This is a genomic window from Bradyrhizobium sp. (assembly GCF_027307225.1).
In the GTDB taxonomy this organism is placed as follows: domain Bacteria; phylum Pseudomonadota; class Alphaproteobacteria; order Rhizobiales; family Xanthobacteraceae; genus Bradyrhizobium.
In genome coordinates, this window is record NZ_DAHUXJ010000068.1 from 14,370 (window position 1) to 31,858 (window position 17,489).

The following is a 17,489-nucleotide window of genomic DNA, read 5'->3' on the forward strand; positions in this document are numbered from 1 at the left end:
TGATGCCGCGAGTTCGTCATGCGGACTTTGGAATCAAAGCCACACTAGGTAATTTAAGTTGGCTAGTGTCCTATCGATTCCGAAGTTCGTAAGCAAGGAGCCGCAACGTGGTACGAACTTCGGAATCGGGACATTAGCTGCTTCTGGCATGGATTCGTCTCTCCCGATTCTCTCGCTGTCCGCAGCGGTGGTGGCCGCCGCCGCCTTCCCGAAGATCAAGGCGCGGCTGGATTTGTCGCGCGCCAAGCACCACTCGCTGACCGGACATTCGAAGATGTCGCGGCGGGTGGCACGGCTGCTGCCTTTCTATGAATTTTCCGGCGACCAATATTTTGCCGCCGATGGCGCGCCACCGGAAATCGCGAGCCAGCGAAAGGACGCCTTCTTTGCGCTCGCGAAGCTTTACGCCGAACGCTACGCCAAGGGACGGCAGATGACGGCGGAGGCGGCGGACCGGGTCTCCGACCTGCAGTTCACCCGCGCCTATCGCGTGCCGTTCCAGTTCTCTCGTCTGGTGCAGCAGAACCTCGGCACCTCGGCATTCACCGAAAAATCGTCCGGCGTCACCGTCACCGACGTCGATGGCAATTTGTTCTACGACCTCACCGGCTCCTACGGCGTCAACATCTTCGGCAACGACTTCTACAAGGAGTGCATCGTCGAAGGCGAGAAGCGCGCCCGTGCGCTCGGCCCCGTACTCGGCAGCTACCATCCCGTCGTCGCCGAGAATGTGCGGCGCATCTGCGAGATCTCCGGGCTCGACGAAGTCTCGTTCCACATGTCCGGCACTGAAGCCGTGATGCAGGCGGTGCGTCTCGCCCGTTACCACACCAGGCGCACGCATCTGGTTCGCTTCGCCGGCGCCTATCACGGCTGGTGGGGCGACGTGCAGCCCGGTGTGGGCAATCCGCTTCCCGCCCACGAGACCTATACGCTCGCCGACATGTCGGAGAAGACCCTGCATGTCTTGAGAACACGCCGCGACATCGCCTGCGTGCTGGTCAACCCGTTGCAGGCACTGCATCCGAACGCCAACGCACCGGGCGATTCCACGCTGGTCGATTCCTCGCGAACCGCGCATTTCGACCGCGAGGCCTATGCCGCATGGCTGCAGGAACTGCGCAAGGTCTGCGACCAGCGCGGCATCGTCATGGTCTTCGACGAGGTGTTTCTCGGTTTTCGCATCGCGCCCGGCGGCGCGCAGGAGTATTTCGGCGTGCGTGCCGACATGGTGACTTACGGCAAGAGCCTTGCCGGCGGGCTTCCCATCGGCGTCGTCTGCGGCAAGAAGGAGTTGATGCGCCGCTTCCGCGACGATCGTCCCGCCGACATCTGCTTTGCCCGCGGCACCTTCAACGCGCACCCCTATGTCATGACGGCGATGGACGAGTTCCTGTCGCGGCTCGCAAGCCCGAACTTCCGCGGCATCTATCAGGGGCTGGACGAGACCTGGAACGGCCGCGCCGCGCGGCTTAACGCGCGGCTCGCGGGCGAAAACCTTCCCGTGCGTGTCGCCAATTTCTCCTCGGTCTGGACGGCGCAATATACCGAACCCTCCCGCTACAACTGGATGTTCCAGTATTACCTGCGCGCCGAAGGCCTTGCTTTGAGTTGGGTCGGCAGCGGCCGCTTCATCTTCAGCCTGAATTTCACCGACGCCGATTTTGCCGAGGTCGAGCAGCGTTTCGTCACGGCGGCTGAAAAGATGAAGCGCGACGGCTGGTGGTGGCACCCGCCTGAGCTGACCAACAAGGCGATCCGCCGCCAGATCCTCAAAGAGATGCTGAGGAGCCGGTTTCGGCGCTGAAGTCCTCTCTCTTATCCCTCCCCCCGCGAGCATAGCGAGTGGTGGGGAGGCTCGACGCGCGCCGTAGGCTAGCGTCGGGGTGGGGGGAATTGCCGCGAACCCGCGCCCCCCACCCTGATCTCCGCTTCGCGGGGGGAGGGATAAAAGGCAATTCACGATGCACCAAAACATAGATGCCCGGGACATCTAACGCGAAGACGCGCTTCGCGCTTTTGCCCGGGCATGAGAAGTCACTGACATTGAATCGGGTTTCAGGCCTGCTTTTCGACGAGCTCGTTGTGCTCGATGATGTCGAGGCCCGGATCGATCAGTTCGCCGCGCAGCAGGGCGAGCGGCGCCTTGCAATAGAGCTTGAAGTCGTTGAAGGGGTCGGTGAGGATCTTGGTCATCCAGACGAGGCCGGTTTCGACGTCACGGATGAAGAACAGCTGCACGGTGCGGAACAGAAGACCACCGATGCCGACGAACAGCCAGATCCTGGCGACCTGCCGCATGAAATCGGCCGGTGTGACCCACGGATCGGCCAGACCGAACAGCGTCGGATCGAAGTAGAGCACGATCGGCGAGGCCGCCCAAATCGTCATCAGCACTACCTTGCGGCGCAGGTTATAGCCGACCTTGATCGCTTCCTTGTGCTCGTGGGACGCGTCGTTGAGATGATCGTAGTCGCGCGGCTCGAAGAAGAAGTGCCCGGCCTGGCGCGAGGTCATCGAGACCAGCCAGCCGATCAGCGCCGACATCAAGGGATCGAAGAACATCATCGCATAGCCGATCAGGAAACTTGCGGCACTGACGAAGTGCAGGCTCTGATTGATCCGGCTGTGATGGTAGAAGCGATGGTCGTCCCAGCGCTGGATCCGCAACTGCTCCAGGAAATTCTTGATCATGGTCATCCTCAAAAGGGGTGAGTCAAAGGAACGGTACGGGATTTCGATGTCCGGTGTGTGACATCATCAAGATGTCACACACCATCACGCGACGCGGCTGTCGTAAAACCGTGTCTGAGCTTCCGGATCCGCACCAGCGAGAAGTGACCGAGCGGCGGAATCAGACGGCGTTCCGCAAGTTCGACGCTGTTCGCGCCCGAGAGCCAGCGCGCGTAGCGCGACCACGCGAACTCGGCGGTGCGGAAGCCGAGCCGGCGCACCACCGGCTGCAAACCCTGCTCGATGAAGCGGCGCAATCCGTCATCGGCGCTGACCCGGGTCAGGATGATCAGTTCGCCACCCGGTCGCAACACGCGGGCAAACTCATCAAGCGCCACTTCGGGGTTAGGCACCGCGGTGACGACATATTGCGCCATCACGACATCGAAGGAATTGTCGGGGAATTCGAGCTTCTCGGCATCCATCACCGCGAGCCCCTCGACGTTCTTCAATTTCTGCTCGGCAACGCGCTTTCTCGCCTTGTTGAGCATGGCCTCCGAAATGTCGGTGCCGAAGATGCGCACATGCGGCGCATACAACGGCAACGAAATCCCGGTGCCGACGCCGACCTCGAGCACGCGGCCGCCGAGCTTGTTGGTCGCCTGGATCGCGGCATCGCGTCCCTTCGAGAACACGCCGCCGAACACAAGGTCGTAAATCGGAGCCCAGCGGTCATACGCCTGTTCGACCGTCTCGCGGTCGAAGTCGAGCTGAGTGCCGTCGAGTTTGATGCTCTCTGCCATGATGATTTTCTCGTTTTCCTCGTCCAGTACTGATCCCAACCCGCGGATCCAGGCATCGTTGTGGTTAGGTTCGTGAGCCGCCGACCGCATGGCTTTCGCTTGCGATCGTGACGGGCCGCGGTGCGCGGCTCGGCTGCAACGCACTCAAATTAGCGATGAACTGACGCGCGCTGTTTTCCCAGGAGCGCTCCAGCGCAAACTGGCGACAGGTTTCGCGCGACATCGTGAGCGCGCGTAAGCACGCAGCGCGCAGGTCGTTGTCGAGCGCGCCGATCGGATGGCCTGATATCACGTCGATCGGGCCCGTCACCGGAAACGCAGCAACCGGCGCGCCGCAGGCGAGCGCTTCAAGCTGCACGACGCCAAACGTGTCGGTGAGACTCGGAAATACGAAGACGTCGGCTGCGGCGAGATGCGCGGTGAGGTCCGCGCCCTTCTTTTCGCCCAGGAATTTGACATCAGGATATTTTTGCGCGAGCTCGCGGCGCTGTGGCCCGTCGCCAATCACGACTTTCGAGCCGGGCAGATCGAGCGACAGAAACGCCTCGATGTTCTTCTCGATCGCGACGCGCCCCATGGTCATGAAGATCGGGCGCGGCAGATCGAGCGTTGCCGGGTGATCCGGATTGAACAAATCGGTATCGACGCCCCGTCCCCAGAAGGCGAGCTTGCGGAAGCCGCGCGCGGAGAGCTCGTTATAAAGAGAGGGGACCGCGACCATGGTCGTCGCCGCCGCGTTATGGAAATAGCGCAGCACCGCGTAAGGCACCGACGCCGGAACGATCGAGCGAACCGCGATATATTCGGGAAACCGCGTCGTATAGGACGTCGTGAAGGCAAGTCCATGACGGCGGCAATAGGCCCTCGCCGCCCAGCCGACCGGCCCCTCGGTGGCGATATGGATCGCCTCGGGATTCGCTGCCTCGATGCGCCGTGCGATCTCGCACCGGTTGGGCCAGGCGACCTGAAGGCCCGGATAGGTCGGAAGATCCATCGAGGGAAAACCCTCGGGCGTCAGGAACTGAACGTCGCCGCCCAGCGAGCCGGCTGCCCGCCGCAGCGAAGTCAGCGTGCGCACCACGCCGTTGACCTGCGGATGCCAGGCGTCTGTCGCTATCAGGATTCGCATCGGTCAGTGCCCACTTTCCGAAGTTCGTGTTCCGCCTCAGCACCCATCTTTCACGAACTTCGGAAAGCCATGGGCACTGCCAAATTTTCGATTCTAGTGTCGCTTTCCATTTGAAGTCCCCGAACTGGACTCGCCGCTTGCGGAGCGGGGACTTCAAATGGGCGGCACTAGCCTTCCGATTCGGCCTTGCTGATTCCTTGAGGCGCGACGTTGCGTCAGAGATATTTCAGGCGTGTGACGTCATGGAGGTTAACGACTTTGATTTTCGGATCGCTGCCGTTTCCTCGGTTCCTGCTCCCGCACAGCTCTCGTTTTCCCGCTTCTTGACAGCGAGATGAAGCATCTGATGAAGCAACCAAGCCATTCTCGAGTGTCGGGTGATCATCGAAGGCGGTGCCCCCGGCCCTTTCTTCTTTCCGCCCGGTTACAATTCGAACACATTGCCGCCCGGCTTTAAGGGCTTAAGCCTGTCTATGCCGAGCCGCTGCACTGGCGCCGACCTGCCCGCCCCTGTAAAATCCTCCGTTGAATCAGCCTGGGGGGACAATGCGGCTTAAGATCATTCTGCTCGCGATCGCGGTGGTGGCGGGATCGTTTTTTGTCAGCCTGAAGGTGATGGATTGGGTGTCGCCGCGCGGGAGCTTGCGCCCGGCCGCCGTCGCCAACCTGCCGCCGTTGCCGCCCGCTCCCGGCAGTTCGGTGATCCTGGCGCAGGTGACGATTCCCATTACCGCGATCCGCAATGCGGCTGACCGCGGCGCACCACGCAACTTTTCAGGTAAGGCCGAAAATCCGGTCTCGCAGCTTCTGCAAAACGCCGATATCGGCTGGACCGCCTCGCGCGGGCCGATCGGGATCACCGGCGGGCAGGACACGTTGTCGCTGAACACCGCGCTGACCGGAAGACTGAACGTCGCCGGTTCGCTGGCGGCCAAGACAACGGGCGCGGTGGGTGATGCGATCGGCGGACTGCTTGGGACCAATGTCAGCAAGCAGATCGCCAGCATCAACATCAAGAATGTGAATGCCAACGCCGAGATCAAGGGCAATGTGACCGTGACGGCGCGGCCGAAATTCGGCGCCAACTGGCGCATCGAGCCGAACCTGAGCGGCCAGGTCAATCTCGGCGACACCACCATGTCGGTCGCCGGCGCGCGCCTCAACGTTCCTACGGAGATCAAGCCGCTGCTCGACAAGAACGTCGCCGATCAGATCGTAGCCGCGGACAACCGCATCCACAACGACTCCTCGTTCGAGCACAACGCGCGCATTCAGTGGGCCAAGGCGTGCCGCTCGATCCCATTGCAAACGAGCAGCGCCCCGGCGCCGCCGCTGTGGCTTGAATTGCGGCCGACGCGGGCGGTCGCGGTGCAGCCTAACGTGAGCGCGACGGCGGTCACCATGACGGTTGGCATCGAGGCGGAAACCCGCATCACGTCGAAGCAGACCACGCCGCTGTGCCCGTTCCCGGCAAAGCTTTCGGTAGTGCCGCCGACGCAGCCGGCCGTGGCCATCGATATCCCGATCGACATTCCCTTTACCGAAGTCGACAAGATCGTCGAAGCGCAGCTGGTCGGGCGTACCTTCCCCGAGGACGGCTCGGGTTCGGTGAACGTGACCGTGAAGCGCGCCGAGGTTTCCGCTTCGGGCGACCGGCTTTTGATTTCGCTCCTGCTCCACGCCAAGGAGAAAAGCTTCTTCTCGTTGGGCGGCGAGGCGACCGTGCATATCTGGGGCAAGCCGGTGCTCGACAAGGCGAACCAGATCCTGCGGCTCACCGACGTCGAGATGGGGGTTGAATCGGAGGCCGCCTTCGGTCTGCTCGGAGCGGCGGCTCGCGCGGTCATGCCGCATCTGCAAAAGACGCTGGCCGAGAAGACCACGGTGGACTTGAAGCCGTTCCTGGGCGATGCGCAGAAGATGATCGCAAGCGCCATCTCCGATTTGCAGAAGAACGACGACAGCGTGCGGGTGACGACGGCTGTTAGCAGCCTCGCGCTCGCGGACATCGCCTACGATTCCAGGACGCTACGCCTGATTGCCGAGGTCTCCGGCACCATCAATGTCACGGTGGCGGCGCTCCCGGGGCTTTGAGAGCCATCTTTGTATCCCTCCCCAGGCGAGCGCAGCGAGCGGTGGGGGTGGTTCAAAGACCCCCCACCCTGGCCTCGCTCCGCTTCGGCCTTCCCTGCCCACGCGTTCCGCGGGGGAGGGATCAAGAGCGGCCGAATGCGCTACGCGCCCAACCTTCAGCCTTTACGGACAAAGCCGAAGCCCGGTAAAACAGCGGCATAAAACAAGCATCAACACCAAGGGGAGAATGCGACCATGAAATCCTTCACCGCGACGTTGCTGGCCGCTGTCGCTTTTGCCGCATCCTGCGGCGCGGCGAGCGCGCAAATTTCCGACGACGTCGTCAAGATCGGCGTGCTGACCGACATGTCGAGCCTTTATGCGGACGCCACCGGCAAGGGCTCGCTTACCGCCGTGCAGATGGCGGTCGCCGATTACGGCGGCAAGGTGAAGGGCAAGCCGATCGAGGTCGTTTCTGCCGATCACCAGAACAAGCCCGACGTCGGCGTCAGCATTGCCCGCAACTGGTATGACAACGACAAGGTTGACGCGATCTTCGACGTTCCGACTTCTTCCGTCGCGCTGGCAATCTCGCAGCTGACGCGGGAGAAGAACAAGATCCTCATGAATTCAGGCGCCGGCAGTTCCGACCTCACCGGCGTCGCCTGCTCGCCGAACACCGTGCACTATACCTATGACACCTATGCGCTCTCCAACGTCGCCGGCAAGGCGATGGTCAAGCGCGGCGAAGACACCTGGTTCTTCGTCACCGCCGATTATGCCTTCGGCCATGCGCTGGAGCGTGACGCGGCCAACGTCGTCAAGGAAAGCGGCGGCAAGGTGCTCGGTGCCGTCCGTCACCCCCTGAACTCGTCCGACTTCTCCTCCTTCCTGCTGCAGGCGCAGGCCTCCAAGGCCAAGGTGATTGCGCTCGCCAATGCCGGTGGCGACACCACCAACGCACTGAAGCAGGCGGCCGAGTTCGGCATCGTCCAGGGCGGCCAGAAGATGATCGCGCTGTTGCAGGAAATCACCGACACGCACTCGCTCGGCATCAAGGCGACGCAGGGGCTGATCGTCACCGATGCGTTCTACTGGGACATGAACGACGAGACGCGCGCCTTCTCCAAGCGCTTCTACGCAAAGGTCGGCAAAATGCCGACCATGATCCAGGCCGGCCTCTATTCGGCCACCATGCATTACCTCCAAGCGATCGACGCCACCGGCACCGATGAAGCGCAGAAGGTAATGGTCCAGATGCGCGCCACGCCGATCAACGATTTCTTCGCCAAGAACGGCAAGATCCGGATCGACGGCCGCATGGTCCACGACATGTACCTGTTCGAGGTCAAGAAGCCCGAGGAATCGAAGGGCGAATGGGATCTCTACAAGCTGCTCGCCACCGTTCCCGGCGACGAGGCCTTCCGCCCGCTCGACAAGGGCAACTGCCCGCTGGTGAAGAAGGATTGAGCCCTCGTGCTCTCCGCGTCATGGCCGGACTTGACCCCCGGTGATGACGAAAGAGTGTGACCGCGAAACCCATCGCAATCTCAAATCCTCAACAAAAACGCGCCCGGCAAAACCGGGCGCGTTTTTCCACGGACAATTGTGCTCGATCGCCTTTTCGTCAGTCCTCGAATTTGAACGAGACGTTGAGCTTGGCGCGATAGGCTTCGATCTTGCCTTTGGCATCAAGTTGCAGGTCGAGCTTGACGATTTCGGCGACGCGGAGATCTCGCAGAGTTTTGCCGGCCCTTTCGATGGCGGCCGCGGCCGCCTTCTCCCATGATTCCTTGCTGGTACCGACCAGTTCGATGACCTTGTAGACGCTTTCGCTCATATCGTTCTCCCGTTCGGTAATAGGCAGGAGGCAGGTGCTCCTGCCGCCGGCAAGACTAACATCGCGACATCGGCGCTGAAAGGCGCAAAGTCCCGCACAAGCAAAGCGCGCCCGGCAAAAACCGGGCGCGCTGTGTTTTGTGATCGTTGCCGTATCGTTCTGGCCAGCGTCACTCCGAATATTTGAATTCGGGCATCGCCTTCAACTCATCCTTGTTGGCGTTGAAGACGGCGTGATCCGGATACCAGGGGTCCGCCTTGCTCGCAGATGCACCGCTGCCGCTTGCGGAGCCGGTAGTGGTCGGCGGAGCGGCCGGCGGCCGTGCGCCACCCGCACCCGGCTTGCTGGTGCTCGCCGTACCCGTAAAGGTGACCGGTTCGTTGACGAACTTGACCTTGTCGAGCGGAACCGCGACCAGATGCTGGCCGACGCCGAGGAAGCCGCCGACGCCGAGCACGACGGCTTTGATGCTTCCGCCCTTGTCCATCAAGAGATCGTTGATCGAACCGAGGCTCTCATTGTTGTCGTTATAGACCTTGAGGCCGACGACCTTGGACGCGCGCCAATCGCCCTTGAGCGAGGACTTCGAAATCGGCGCTCCGCTCGTTTGATCGGCTTTCGCGGCCGGTGTGGTCGCGGTCGGGGTTTGCGCCGACGCAATCGTCACAAGCAACGCGGTACTGGCCAACGCGGCCGTTAGAGTTTTTGCAAACATTGTTTCCTCCTTCCAAAAAGGTGAGGAGAAAACACCAGTCCTTTGTTGTCGTTCCGCGGTTCCCGTAATTTTCGGCCGGAACATCGGGGAACCACGGCACTCAACGCCAAAATCGCACTCTCGATCGTCAGGACGTTGAGGGCGGCATTGTGCCCCAACGGGGCGGCTCGCAGCGCCGTCCGCTCGACTGCTCCGATCAGGAAAATGATGGCCTCAAACATGCACTCTTCCGGGCCTGGCTGCCCGGCGCCACAAGGTTAAGGGTTTCCTACCCCATCACCGTATGTCAGGATTAACATAAGCTTACCGGGCCAAGCTCCCGCGCCATTCAGTTGTTGCGAGCTTCAAATCGCCGCACTGGCCCGGAAATATCCGGAAACAAAAAAGGTGGTTCTGTCGCCCAAAATCTCGGGCAAAGAATTTGGATGCCTGCTGTGCCGCCAAACATCCTGGTCGTCGAAGACGACCGTGAAACGCGGGCCTTGATTGCGAAATATCTCCGCAACAACGCCTGCAACGTTATCACCGCCAATGACGGGCGCGAAATGGCTCGCGCCATGACCGACCATCGCGTCGATCTCGTGATTCTTGACGTCATGCTGCCCGGCGAAGACGGCTTGAGTCTGTGTCGCAAGATCCGTGGCGACTCGCAAGTGCCTATCATCATGCTGACCGCACGCGGCGAGGACGTCGATCGAATCCTCGGCCTCGAGATGGGCGCCGACGACTATCTGGCCAAACCCTTCAATCCGCGCGAGCTGCTCGCCCGCATCAATGCGGTGCTGCGCAGGCTGGCCGCCGCGCAAACCGCGAGCGCCGTGATGGGCGCAACCGCGCTGACCTTCCAGGGCTGGCGGATCGATTTCCGCCTGCGCGAATTGCGCAATCCGGCGGGCGCGCGCGTGGCGATGACATCGGCCGAGTTCGACCTGCTGCGCGCGTTTTGCGAGCGGCCGGGACGCGTGCTCTCGCGCGACAGCCTGCTCGATCTGACCCAAGGCCGCAGCGCCGGTTCGTTCGAACGCTCGATCGATGTGCTGGTGAGCCGGATCCGCCGCAAGATCGAAACCGATCCGCAGGATTCCAGCATGATCAAGACCGTCCGCTCGGGCGGCTATCTGTTCACGCCGGCGGTGGAGGCGGCTACAGCCCCCCTCGATGCCGTCAAATGAAACTGGCCGACTTCCTGAACTTGCGGACCATCGGCGGTCAGATCACCGCGCTGGTGATCGCATCGATCCTCGCGATCCACGCGATCCTGACTTGCCTCTTCCTGCTCAACCGGCCGGACCAGCCGAATCCGACCATCGACCGCGGCCATGCCCAGTTTGCCGCCGCCGTCATGCTGCTCGGCGCTTCAGCTCCCGCCGAACGCCAGCGGCTGGCCGCTGATCTCGCCCGCGCCTTTCCCAAGCTCGATGTCCAGCTGCTGCCGCCGGGCCCGATTCCCGAAGCGAGCGCCGTCGAGGGCCTCGACCTGCGCAGCCTGCACCGGCGGCTCGACAGCACTTATCGCATCTTCGCGGTCGCCGATGGTCAAAGCCGCCAAAGGGTCGGCGTTGCACTTCCGGATGGCGCCATGATTTCGGCGCGAGTCCTGCCCGACCGGCTGCGGCCGTACTGGATCGGCTCGTGGATGGTGACGCTGCTGTTTGTGATCGTCAGCGTCAGCCTTCTCAGCCTGTGGGCCGCGCGCGCACTGACGGCGCCGCTATCGGCCTTTGCCAAGGCGGCCGAGAACTTCAGCGTCAACGGCGCCGCCGCTCCCCTGCCCGAGCGCGGACCGGAAGAAATCCGCTTCGTCGCCAAGGCGCTCAACCGGATGGGAGAGCGCATCAGTACCCTGATCGACGACCGCACCAAGATGCTGGCTGCGATCAGCCACGATCTGCGCACGCCGATCACGCGGATGCGGCTCAGGGCAGAGTTCATCGACGACGAGATGCATCGTCACCGCATGATGAGCGATCTCGACCAGATGCGCGCGATGCTGGAATCGGTGCTGTCGTTCCTGCGCAACGACCGCAAGCTCGAAGCCATGACGCTTGCCGACATCGCCTCCACCTTGCAGCTCGTCGCCGACCAGTTCGCCGACTTCGGCCACAAGGTCACCTATCAGGGCCCGGAACATGCGATGGCAACGGTGCGGCCGGACGACCTCACCCGCAGCGTCACCAATCTCGTCGAAAATTCCGTCCGGCACGGCGCGCTCGTCACCATCCGCCTTTCGATCTCGGCCGACGCCGCGACCATCGAGGTCGAGGACGACGGGCCCGGCATTTCGGACGCGCGCAAGGAAGTGATGCTGGAGCCGTTCGTGCGCGGCGACGATGCGCGCAACATGGACGAGACCACGGGCTTCGGGCTTGGGCTATCGATCGCCCGCGCCATCGTGCTGGCGCATGGCGGCAAGCTCTCGCTGCACGACCGCCAGCCGAACGGGCTGATCGTGCGCATCGAACTGCCAATACGGCAGCGTTCCGGTTCTGACATTCGTGCCCCTGTTGAGGCGAGCACTTCCACGAATGTCAGAACCAAAGGAACGCTGCAAAATAAAATTATCTAGTGCCGTTCTAGCAGCAGAGTAAAGTCGCGTTACGCCGCCATCGCTTCGTTGTCAGCCTCTTCGGAATCGAAATAGGCAACCGACTCGAAGCGATAATCGCAGGCCATGCAGCGCCAGAGATAGAAGGTGCGGCCGGGCTCAGTCTCGACCCATTCGGGCAGAGCGATCAGCCTGCCGCACTGGGCGCATGGATTTTCCCGGGGCAACGAACGGAATCTGGTTCCGGCCATGGCGCATCTCTCCCGTTTTTTATTTGGTTGTTGAAGCTAATCAGACAGGATTGCTGTCGGATATCGACTCTTCCGACGATGTTAGATGAACGAGTAATGGGGCAATTCAACGGCAGAGTCACCGCGACGCGTCGCCGCGATGAATCAAATTTTCCGTTTATTCGTGATGTCGTGCGCCAGGTTACTTCGCGCCCGCCGCAATCGCGGGTTCCACGAGCGGTTCCATCGTATGCAATGCGTCAGCCTTGCGGACATGGATCGTGGCGATGTCGTCGCTATAGACCTTCTGCCAGCCATCCATGTGATCGAGCAGCTTGGTCGCCGCACTTCGCGTACGCATCAGCGTCACCTGGATGTCATATTCCTTCAGCAGGCGGAACAAATTCTCCGGCTCCATCAGGCCGGACGCGTTGTTGTGATCGACAAAGAATTTCTCGCCATAGAGCTCGGTGCGGCCGTCGATGAAAGGCGCAACCCCGCTGGCGATCAGATAGCCGCCGAAGTCGTAGTCGTTGAAGACCCGCTCGAGTTTGAGCTTCTTCAATTCGGTGACGGCCTGCACCGGCGAGTTGCCGGTATACGGTGCAAAGCGATGGATCGAAGCGAAGCCCAGCGTGCCGCCCGCGAGCACGACGGCAAGGGCTGCGACGATGGTGCCACGAAGCGGCTTCCATGGAAGCGAGGATGCCGCTTGCGCGCCGTCGAGCTGGCGGGCAAGCGGATTTGCCAGCACGAGCGGCGACAGGAGCGCGAGAAGTTCCGCTGCTCGCCCCTGCGACAGCGCCATGTGAAGGAGCCCGAGCAGGATCACGATGCGCATCGGCGGCAGGGTGATGCCGCGGTAGAGCGCAAGAGCGACGCCGCCGAGCAAACAGATTTCCAGCGGATGCACCGTGGTGAAATCGGCGGCGCGCCATTCGGTGATCAGCGGCAACGCGCTGCCTAGCGCCAGAATCTTCCGCGACGCCAGCAGCGAATCCCAGCCATAGGGCGTGCAACAACTCGCGGCAATGGCCAGCGCGGCAAAGACCGCCCACCGCATCGCGAGCGATACCCGATTGCCGGGCGGCGCCTGGATCAGGCAATCGAGCGCGATCGGCGCAACCATCATCAAGCCAAACACGAAGCCACCATGAAGGTTCGCCCACAGCACCATCAGCGGCAGCAGCATGAACGACGGCGCCTCGCGCCGGTCGGCGGCTGCGATCAACTCACCGATCCAGACAACCATGATCGGCAGCGCTAGCACGTGCGGCCGAGCCAGCAGATGTGGCGCCGTCAACGCCAGCGCCACGGCGACAAAGACCACCGCGGCGCTGTCGCTCAGGTTTCGGACGAGATATCGCGCCAGCAGCGCGAACGTTGCGGCACTTCCGAGAGCCGCCAGCGCCACCGGTCCGGTCCAGCCGAACCAGGCATAGACCTTGGCGTAGAGAACCTGCGCCAGCCATTGCGTCGAGATCCAGGGCTGACCGCGCATGGTGAAAGAGTAGACGTCGGTGTGTGGCACCGCGTGATGGTCGAGGATCCATTTCCCGACGGTAATCTGCCATTGCGTATCGGGATCGAGCAGCAGGCGATCGCCGCTGACGACGACGAGCATTGCGTAGATCGCGACACCGATCCACAGCGGCAGCGAGCCGCGCAGGGCTTTGCTGTCGGGCACAGCGTCGGCGGTAGCCAGGGTCATGGGAGACTTCCGCAATTCCTTCGGGTTTTCAGGCCCGATCGAAGCACATCAGGGCATAATTCCGGGTAAACCCGCGGCTCGGGATTTGCCGAACAAGGCCGGGTTTTCGCCATATCCATGGCGAATAAAGGCGCGCGTTGTCGCGCTTTCCACCGGTTCGGCCCCGCCCGGAGGCCACTTCATGAAGCGTCTGTTAACCCTCGCCTCGCTTGCGCTTGCAGCGGCCCTGCTGTTCCCGGAAGCAGCGCTCGCCCAGCGCAGCCAATATGACGAAATGGTCGCCAGGCACGCGCAGGCCAATGGCGTGCCGGTCGAGCTGGTCCACCGGGTCATCCTGCGCGAAAGCCGCTATAATGCGTCCCTGGTCGGACGCGGCGGCACGATCGGCTTGATGCAGATCAAGCTCGCGACCGCGCGCGGCCTTGGCTACACCGGGACCGCCGAGGGCCTGCGCGATCCCGACACCAACCTCACCTACGCCGTGAAATATCTCGCCGGCGCCTATCGCGCCGCAGGCGGCAATCACAACCGCGCCGTCGCGTACTATGCGGGCGGCTACTACTACGCCGCCAAACGTCAGCGAATGGCGCATGCCAGACATCCCGAACCGCTGGTGATCACGCCGGTAGCTGCGCAGGATAGGCTCGTGTCCCGGACGCGGCGCGGCGCGAAGTGACGCGCTGCTGATCCGGGACCCAAGCGCTTCCAATTAATGTGGACCCGGGATCAGCGGTGCGCCGCTGACGCGCTGCACCGCGTCCGGGGCACGGTGGCAGGTTCCAAAAGCCGTGCATCACGTCCTCCGATTGGAGCAAACCGGCCGAGGCCGCGTTGACACGCCGCATCAGGGGATTAAATTAGAGCTGTTCCGAGGGGAGCTCCGACGAGGAGCTGAGAGACCGCACCCTCTGGTTCCAGAATGATCCAAAGGACGCTGTCCGAAGGATCATGTCGTTGGGATCAAGAGACCGCGGTGACCCTTTGAACCTGATCCGGGTCATGCCGGCGAAGGGACAGGGATGTATCAGAGTTCGACTAGTCCGAGGGGACAATCCCCGATTTCTATCATCGGTGCAGGCGTCGCAGGCGCCTGGCATGCTTTGCTGCTTGCGCAGTCCGGCCGCGCGGTCACGCTGCACGAGCGCAGTGACGCCACGATGACGCAGTCCACCAGTTACTGGGCCGGCGGCATGCTCGCCCCCTGGTGCGAGGCGGAATCGACCGAGCCCGTGATCGTCCGGCTCGGCCTTCGCTCCCTCACGCTCTGGCGGGATTATTTTCCCGATACCCCGTTCAACGGCTCGCTGGTGGTGGCGCACGCGCGCGACCGGGCTGACTTCGAGCGCTTTGCGCGGCTGACATCGGGATATCGGCGGCTGGACGCGCAAGGCGTCAGCGAGATCGAACCTTCGCTCGACGGGCGCTTTCGCGAAGGCCTGTTCTATCCGGACGAGGGCCATGTCGAGCCGCGCAAGATCCTGGGCGAACTGCACGCGCGCATTCGCGCGCTCGGCGGCAGCATCGAATTCAACAGCGCGGTCGAGCCGGACCAACTCGACGGCACCGTGATCGATTGCCGCGGGCTTGCGGCGCGCCAGGCGCAGGGCGAGCTTCGCGGCGTCAAGGGCGAACTCATCCTGATCGAGAGCGACGAGGTGGAACTGTCGCGTCCGGTGCGGCTGGTCCATCCGCGATTTCCCCTCTACATCATCCCGCGCGGCGGCGGCCGTTTCATGCTGGGCGCGACTTCGCTCGAGACCGAAAGTGCCGGCGTCAGTGTCCGCTCCGCGCTCGAGCTTCTCGGCGCGGCCTATGCCGTCCATCCCGCCTTCGCCGAAGCGCGCATCCTCGAATTCGGCTCGGGCCTTCGCCCGGCCTTTCCGGACAACCTGCCGCGCATTGCGATCAAGAACGGGAAGATCGCGGTGAACGGGCTTTATCGCCACGGCTTTCTTTTGGCGCCGGCGCTCGCCGAACTGACGCTCGGTTATGTCGAGCGCGGCACCATCGACAACGAGGTAATGCAATGCGCGTGATCATCAACGGCGAAGAGCGCGAGATTCCCTCGATGAGCGTCGCTGCGCTGCTTGGCGAACTCGATTACGAGGGCACGCATTTCGCGGTCGCGGTGAACTACGACGTGCTGCCGAGAAGCCGCTGGGCGGAGACGCATCTGAAAGCCGGCGACGAGATCGAAATCATCACGCCGCGGCAGGGAGGGTGAGGATGAGCAACCTGCAAACTCCGCTGTCATCGCCCGACTTGATCGGGCGATCCAGTACGCCGCGACCTCTCGGCTTCGCCTCTGCTGCTCTGGAATACTGGATCCCCGCTTTCGCGGGGATGACGACCTGTGGACTGGAATACTGATATGCCACTAACTTTCTACGGCAAAACCTTCGCTTCCCGTCTCTTGATCGGCACGGCGCTCTATCCGTCGCCCACGATCATGCAGAGTGCGATCCGCGCCTCGGCTGCCGAAATCGTCACCGTGTCGCTGCGGCGCGAGGCCGCCGGTGGCAAGACCGGCGACGCCTTCTGGAATCTGATCCGCGAGCTCGACGTGACGGTGCTGCCGAACACCGCCGGCTGCCGCAGCGTGCGCGAAGCCGTGACGACCGCAAAACTCGCCCGCGAATTGTTCGGCACGAGCTGGATCAAGCTGGAAGTGATCGCGGACAACGATACCCTGCAGCCTGACGTGGTCGGCCTCGTCGAGGCGGCCTCCATCCTGATCAAGGATGGCTTTGAGGTGTTCCCCTATTGCACCGAGGATTTGTCGGTGGCGATGCGGCTGGTCGACGCCGGCTGCAAGGTGGTGATGCCCTGGGCGGCGCCGATCGGCTCGGCGCGCGGCATCATCAATCCCGATGCGCTGAAACTCCTGCGCGACCGCCTGCCTGACGTGTCGCTCGTGGTCGACGCGGGCCTGGGCGCGCCGAGCCATGCCGCCCGCGCGCTCGAGCTTGGTTACGACGCCGTGCTGCTCAACACCGCCATCGCCAGGGCCGCCGATCCCGTCGCGATGGCAAAAGCGTTCCGCGCCGGCGTCGAAGCCGGGCGCACGGCCTTTGAAGCCGGATTAATGGAAGCGCGCGACTTCGCCTCCCCTTCAACCCCCGTCGTTGGGACCCCGTTCTGGCATGCCGTATCCTGATCGCTTTTATCCTGTGGTCGATAGCGTCGCCTGGGTCGCGCGGCTTGCGCTGCTTGGCGTCGGCACGATTCAGCTGCGCGCCAAGAATCTGAACGACGCCGACGCGTTGCAGACGGTGAAGGACGCACTCGAGGTCATTCACGGCACCGACGCCAGGCTCGTGGTCAACGACTACTGGCGCGCGGCGATCGAAGCCGGCGCAAAGCATCTGCATCTTGGCCAGGAAGATCTGGCGGACGCCGATGTGGCGGCGATCAGGGGCGCGGGCCTCACACTGGGCATCTCGACCCACGACGATGGGGAACTGGCGAACGCGCTTGCGGCCAAGCCCGACTATGTCGCGCTCGGCCCGATCTTTCCGACCACGCTGAAATCGATGCGCTTTGCGCCGCAGGGAATCCCAAAGATCGCCGAATGGAAGAAGCGCGTCGGCGAGGTTCCGCTCGTCGCGATCGGCGGCATCAAGCTCGAACACGCGAGCGAGATCTACGCCGCCGGCGCGGACTCGATCGCGGTCGTTTCCGACGTCACCCAGAACGCCGACCCGGACAAGCGCGTGCGCGCCTGGCTCGGGCTGAAGGAGGCCGCGTGAAATGAATACCGATCCCACACC

18 protein-coding genes and 1 riboswitch are annotated in these 17,489 nt (G+C 62.8%); of the genes, 10 read left to right on the forward strand and 8 right to left on the reverse strand.

What is annotated here, in order from left to right:
• Nucleotides 1-148: 148 nt before the first annotated feature.
• Complete coding sequence (locus M6D32_RS11680) at nucleotides 149-1,807, forward strand: aminotransferase class III-fold pyridoxal phosphate-dependent enzyme (RefSeq protein ID WP_298256181.1); 1,659 nt, start codon at nucleotides 149-151, stop codon at nucleotides 1,805-1,807.
• Between the two features lie 251 nt (nucleotides 1,808-2,058).
• Here M6D32_RS11680 and M6D32_RS11685 read toward each other — a convergent pair whose 3' ends face one another.
• From M6D32_RS11685 to M6D32_RS11695, 3 genes are all read right to left on the reverse strand, one after another.
• Nucleotides 2,059-2,694, reverse strand: coding sequence for a hypothetical protein (locus M6D32_RS11685; protein ID WP_298256183.1), 636 nt, complete (start codon nucleotides 2,692-2,694; stop codon nucleotides 2,059-2,061).
• 74 nt (nucleotides 2,695-2,768) lie between these two features.
• Entirely contained in the window at nucleotides 2,769-3,476 is a 708-nt protein-coding gene (locus tag M6D32_RS11690) for a methyltransferase domain-containing protein (protein WP_298256185.1), read from the reverse strand.
• A gap of 64 nt (nucleotides 3,477-3,540) precedes the next feature.
• The gene (locus M6D32_RS11695; RefSeq protein ID WP_298256187.1) at nucleotides 3,541-4,605 is read right to left on the reverse strand and encodes a glycosyltransferase family 1 protein; all 1,065 of its coding nucleotides are present in this window, start codon (nucleotides 4,603-4,605) and stop codon (nucleotides 3,541-3,543) included.
• A 546-nt stretch (nucleotides 4,606-5,151) separates the two neighbouring features.
• Between M6D32_RS11695 and M6D32_RS11700 the strand changes: the two genes are divergently transcribed.
• On the forward strand, nucleotides 5,152-6,699 hold the full coding sequence (locus M6D32_RS11700) for a DUF4403 family protein (protein WP_298256189.1): 1,548 nt from the start codon (nucleotides 5,152-5,154) through the stop codon (nucleotides 6,697-6,699).
• 234 nt (nucleotides 6,700-6,933) lie between these two features.
• The gene (locus M6D32_RS11705; RefSeq protein WP_298256191.1) at nucleotides 6,934-8,148 is read left to right on the forward strand and encodes an ABC transporter substrate-binding protein; all 1,215 of its coding nucleotides are present in this window, start codon (nucleotides 6,934-6,936) and stop codon (nucleotides 8,146-8,148) included.
• A 157-nt stretch (nucleotides 8,149-8,305) separates the two neighbouring features.
• Here the strand turns inward: M6D32_RS11705 and M6D32_RS11710 are convergent, their stop codons facing one another.
• The 3 genes from M6D32_RS11710 to M6D32_RS11720 form a co-directional block, all read right to left on the reverse strand.
• Entirely contained in the window at nucleotides 8,306-8,518 is a 213-nt protein-coding gene (locus M6D32_RS11710) for a dodecin family protein (protein ID WP_298256193.1), read from the reverse strand.
• 169 nt (nucleotides 8,519-8,687) lie between these two features.
• Entirely contained in the window at nucleotides 8,688-9,233 is a 546-nt protein-coding gene (locus M6D32_RS11715; RefSeq protein ID WP_298256195.1) for a PRC-barrel domain-containing protein, read from the reverse strand.
• Nucleotides 9,215-9,454: a hypothetical protein gene (locus M6D32_RS11720; RefSeq protein WP_298256197.1), complete on the reverse strand. Its 240-nt coding sequence runs from the start codon at nucleotides 9,452-9,454 to the stop codon at nucleotides 9,215-9,217. The genes M6D32_RS11715 and M6D32_RS11720 overlap by 19 nt, the downstream gene beginning before the upstream one ends.
• 204 nt (nucleotides 9,455-9,658) lie before the next feature.
• On the opposite strand from M6D32_RS11720, the gene M6D32_RS11725 reads away from it, so the two are divergent.
• Both M6D32_RS11725 and M6D32_RS11730 read left to right on the forward strand, forming a co-directional pair.
• Nucleotides 9,659-10,405, forward strand: coding sequence for a response regulator (locus M6D32_RS11725; RefSeq protein ID WP_298256199.1), 747 nt, complete (start codon nucleotides 9,659-9,661; stop codon nucleotides 10,403-10,405).
• Nucleotides 10,402-11,799, forward strand: coding sequence for an ATP-binding protein (locus tag M6D32_RS11730; RefSeq protein ID WP_298256201.1), 1,398 nt, complete (start codon nucleotides 10,402-10,404; stop codon nucleotides 11,797-11,799). Before M6D32_RS11725 ends, M6D32_RS11730 begins: the two co-directional genes overlap by 4 nt.
• A 29-nt stretch (nucleotides 11,800-11,828) precedes the next feature.
• On the opposite strand, the gene M6D32_RS11735 is transcribed toward M6D32_RS11730, so the two are convergent.
• A complete protein-coding gene (locus M6D32_RS11735; RefSeq protein ID WP_298256203.1) occupies nucleotides 11,829-12,029 on the reverse strand; it encodes a hypothetical protein in 201 nt (66 codons plus the stop codon).
• 181 nt (nucleotides 12,030-12,210) lie between these two features.
• Nucleotides 12,211-13,719 carry a hypothetical protein gene (locus tag M6D32_RS11740; protein ID WP_298256205.1) on the reverse strand — a complete coding sequence of 503 codons (1,509 nt, stop codon included), beginning with the start codon at nucleotides 13,717-13,719 and terminating at the stop codon, nucleotides 12,211-12,213.
• A 181-nt stretch (nucleotides 13,720-13,900) separates the two neighbouring features.
• Here M6D32_RS11740 and M6D32_RS11745 point away from each other — a divergent pair, with 181 nt between their 5' ends.
• The 5 genes from M6D32_RS11745 (at nucleotide 13,901) to M6D32_RS11765 (ending at nucleotide 17,468) form a co-directional block, all read left to right on the forward strand.
• Entirely contained in the window at nucleotides 13,901-14,395 is a 495-nt protein-coding gene (locus tag M6D32_RS11745) for a transglycosylase SLT domain-containing protein (protein ID WP_298256207.1), read from the forward strand.
• A 185-nt stretch (nucleotides 14,396-14,580) separates the two neighbouring features.
• A riboswitch (TPP riboswitch) is annotated at nucleotides 14,581-14,751 on the forward strand.
• The gene (locus M6D32_RS11750; RefSeq protein ID WP_298256209.1) at nucleotides 14,739-15,755 is read left to right on the forward strand and encodes an FAD-dependent oxidoreductase; all 1,017 of its coding nucleotides are present in this window, start codon (nucleotides 14,739-14,741) and stop codon (nucleotides 15,753-15,755) included. Its footprint overlaps the riboswitch before it by 13 nt.
• Nucleotides 15,746-15,943, forward strand: a complete 198-nt coding sequence (gene thiS / locus M6D32_RS11755) for a sulfur carrier protein ThiS (RefSeq protein WP_298256211.1) — start codon at nucleotides 15,746-15,748, stop codon at nucleotides 15,941-15,943. Before M6D32_RS11750 ends, thiS begins: the two co-directional genes overlap by 10 nt.
• Before the next feature lie 147 nt (nucleotides 15,944-16,090).
• On the forward strand, nucleotides 16,091-16,876 hold the full coding sequence (locus M6D32_RS11760; RefSeq protein ID WP_298256213.1) for a thiazole synthase: 786 nt from the start codon (nucleotides 16,091-16,093) through the stop codon (nucleotides 16,874-16,876).
• Nucleotides 16,863-17,468, forward strand: a complete 606-nt coding sequence (locus tag M6D32_RS11765) for a thiamine phosphate synthase (RefSeq protein WP_298256215.1) — start codon at nucleotides 16,863-16,865, stop codon at nucleotides 17,466-17,468. The genes M6D32_RS11760 and M6D32_RS11765 overlap by 14 nt, the downstream gene beginning before the upstream one ends.
• Nucleotides 17,469-17,489 lie beyond the last annotated feature (21 nt).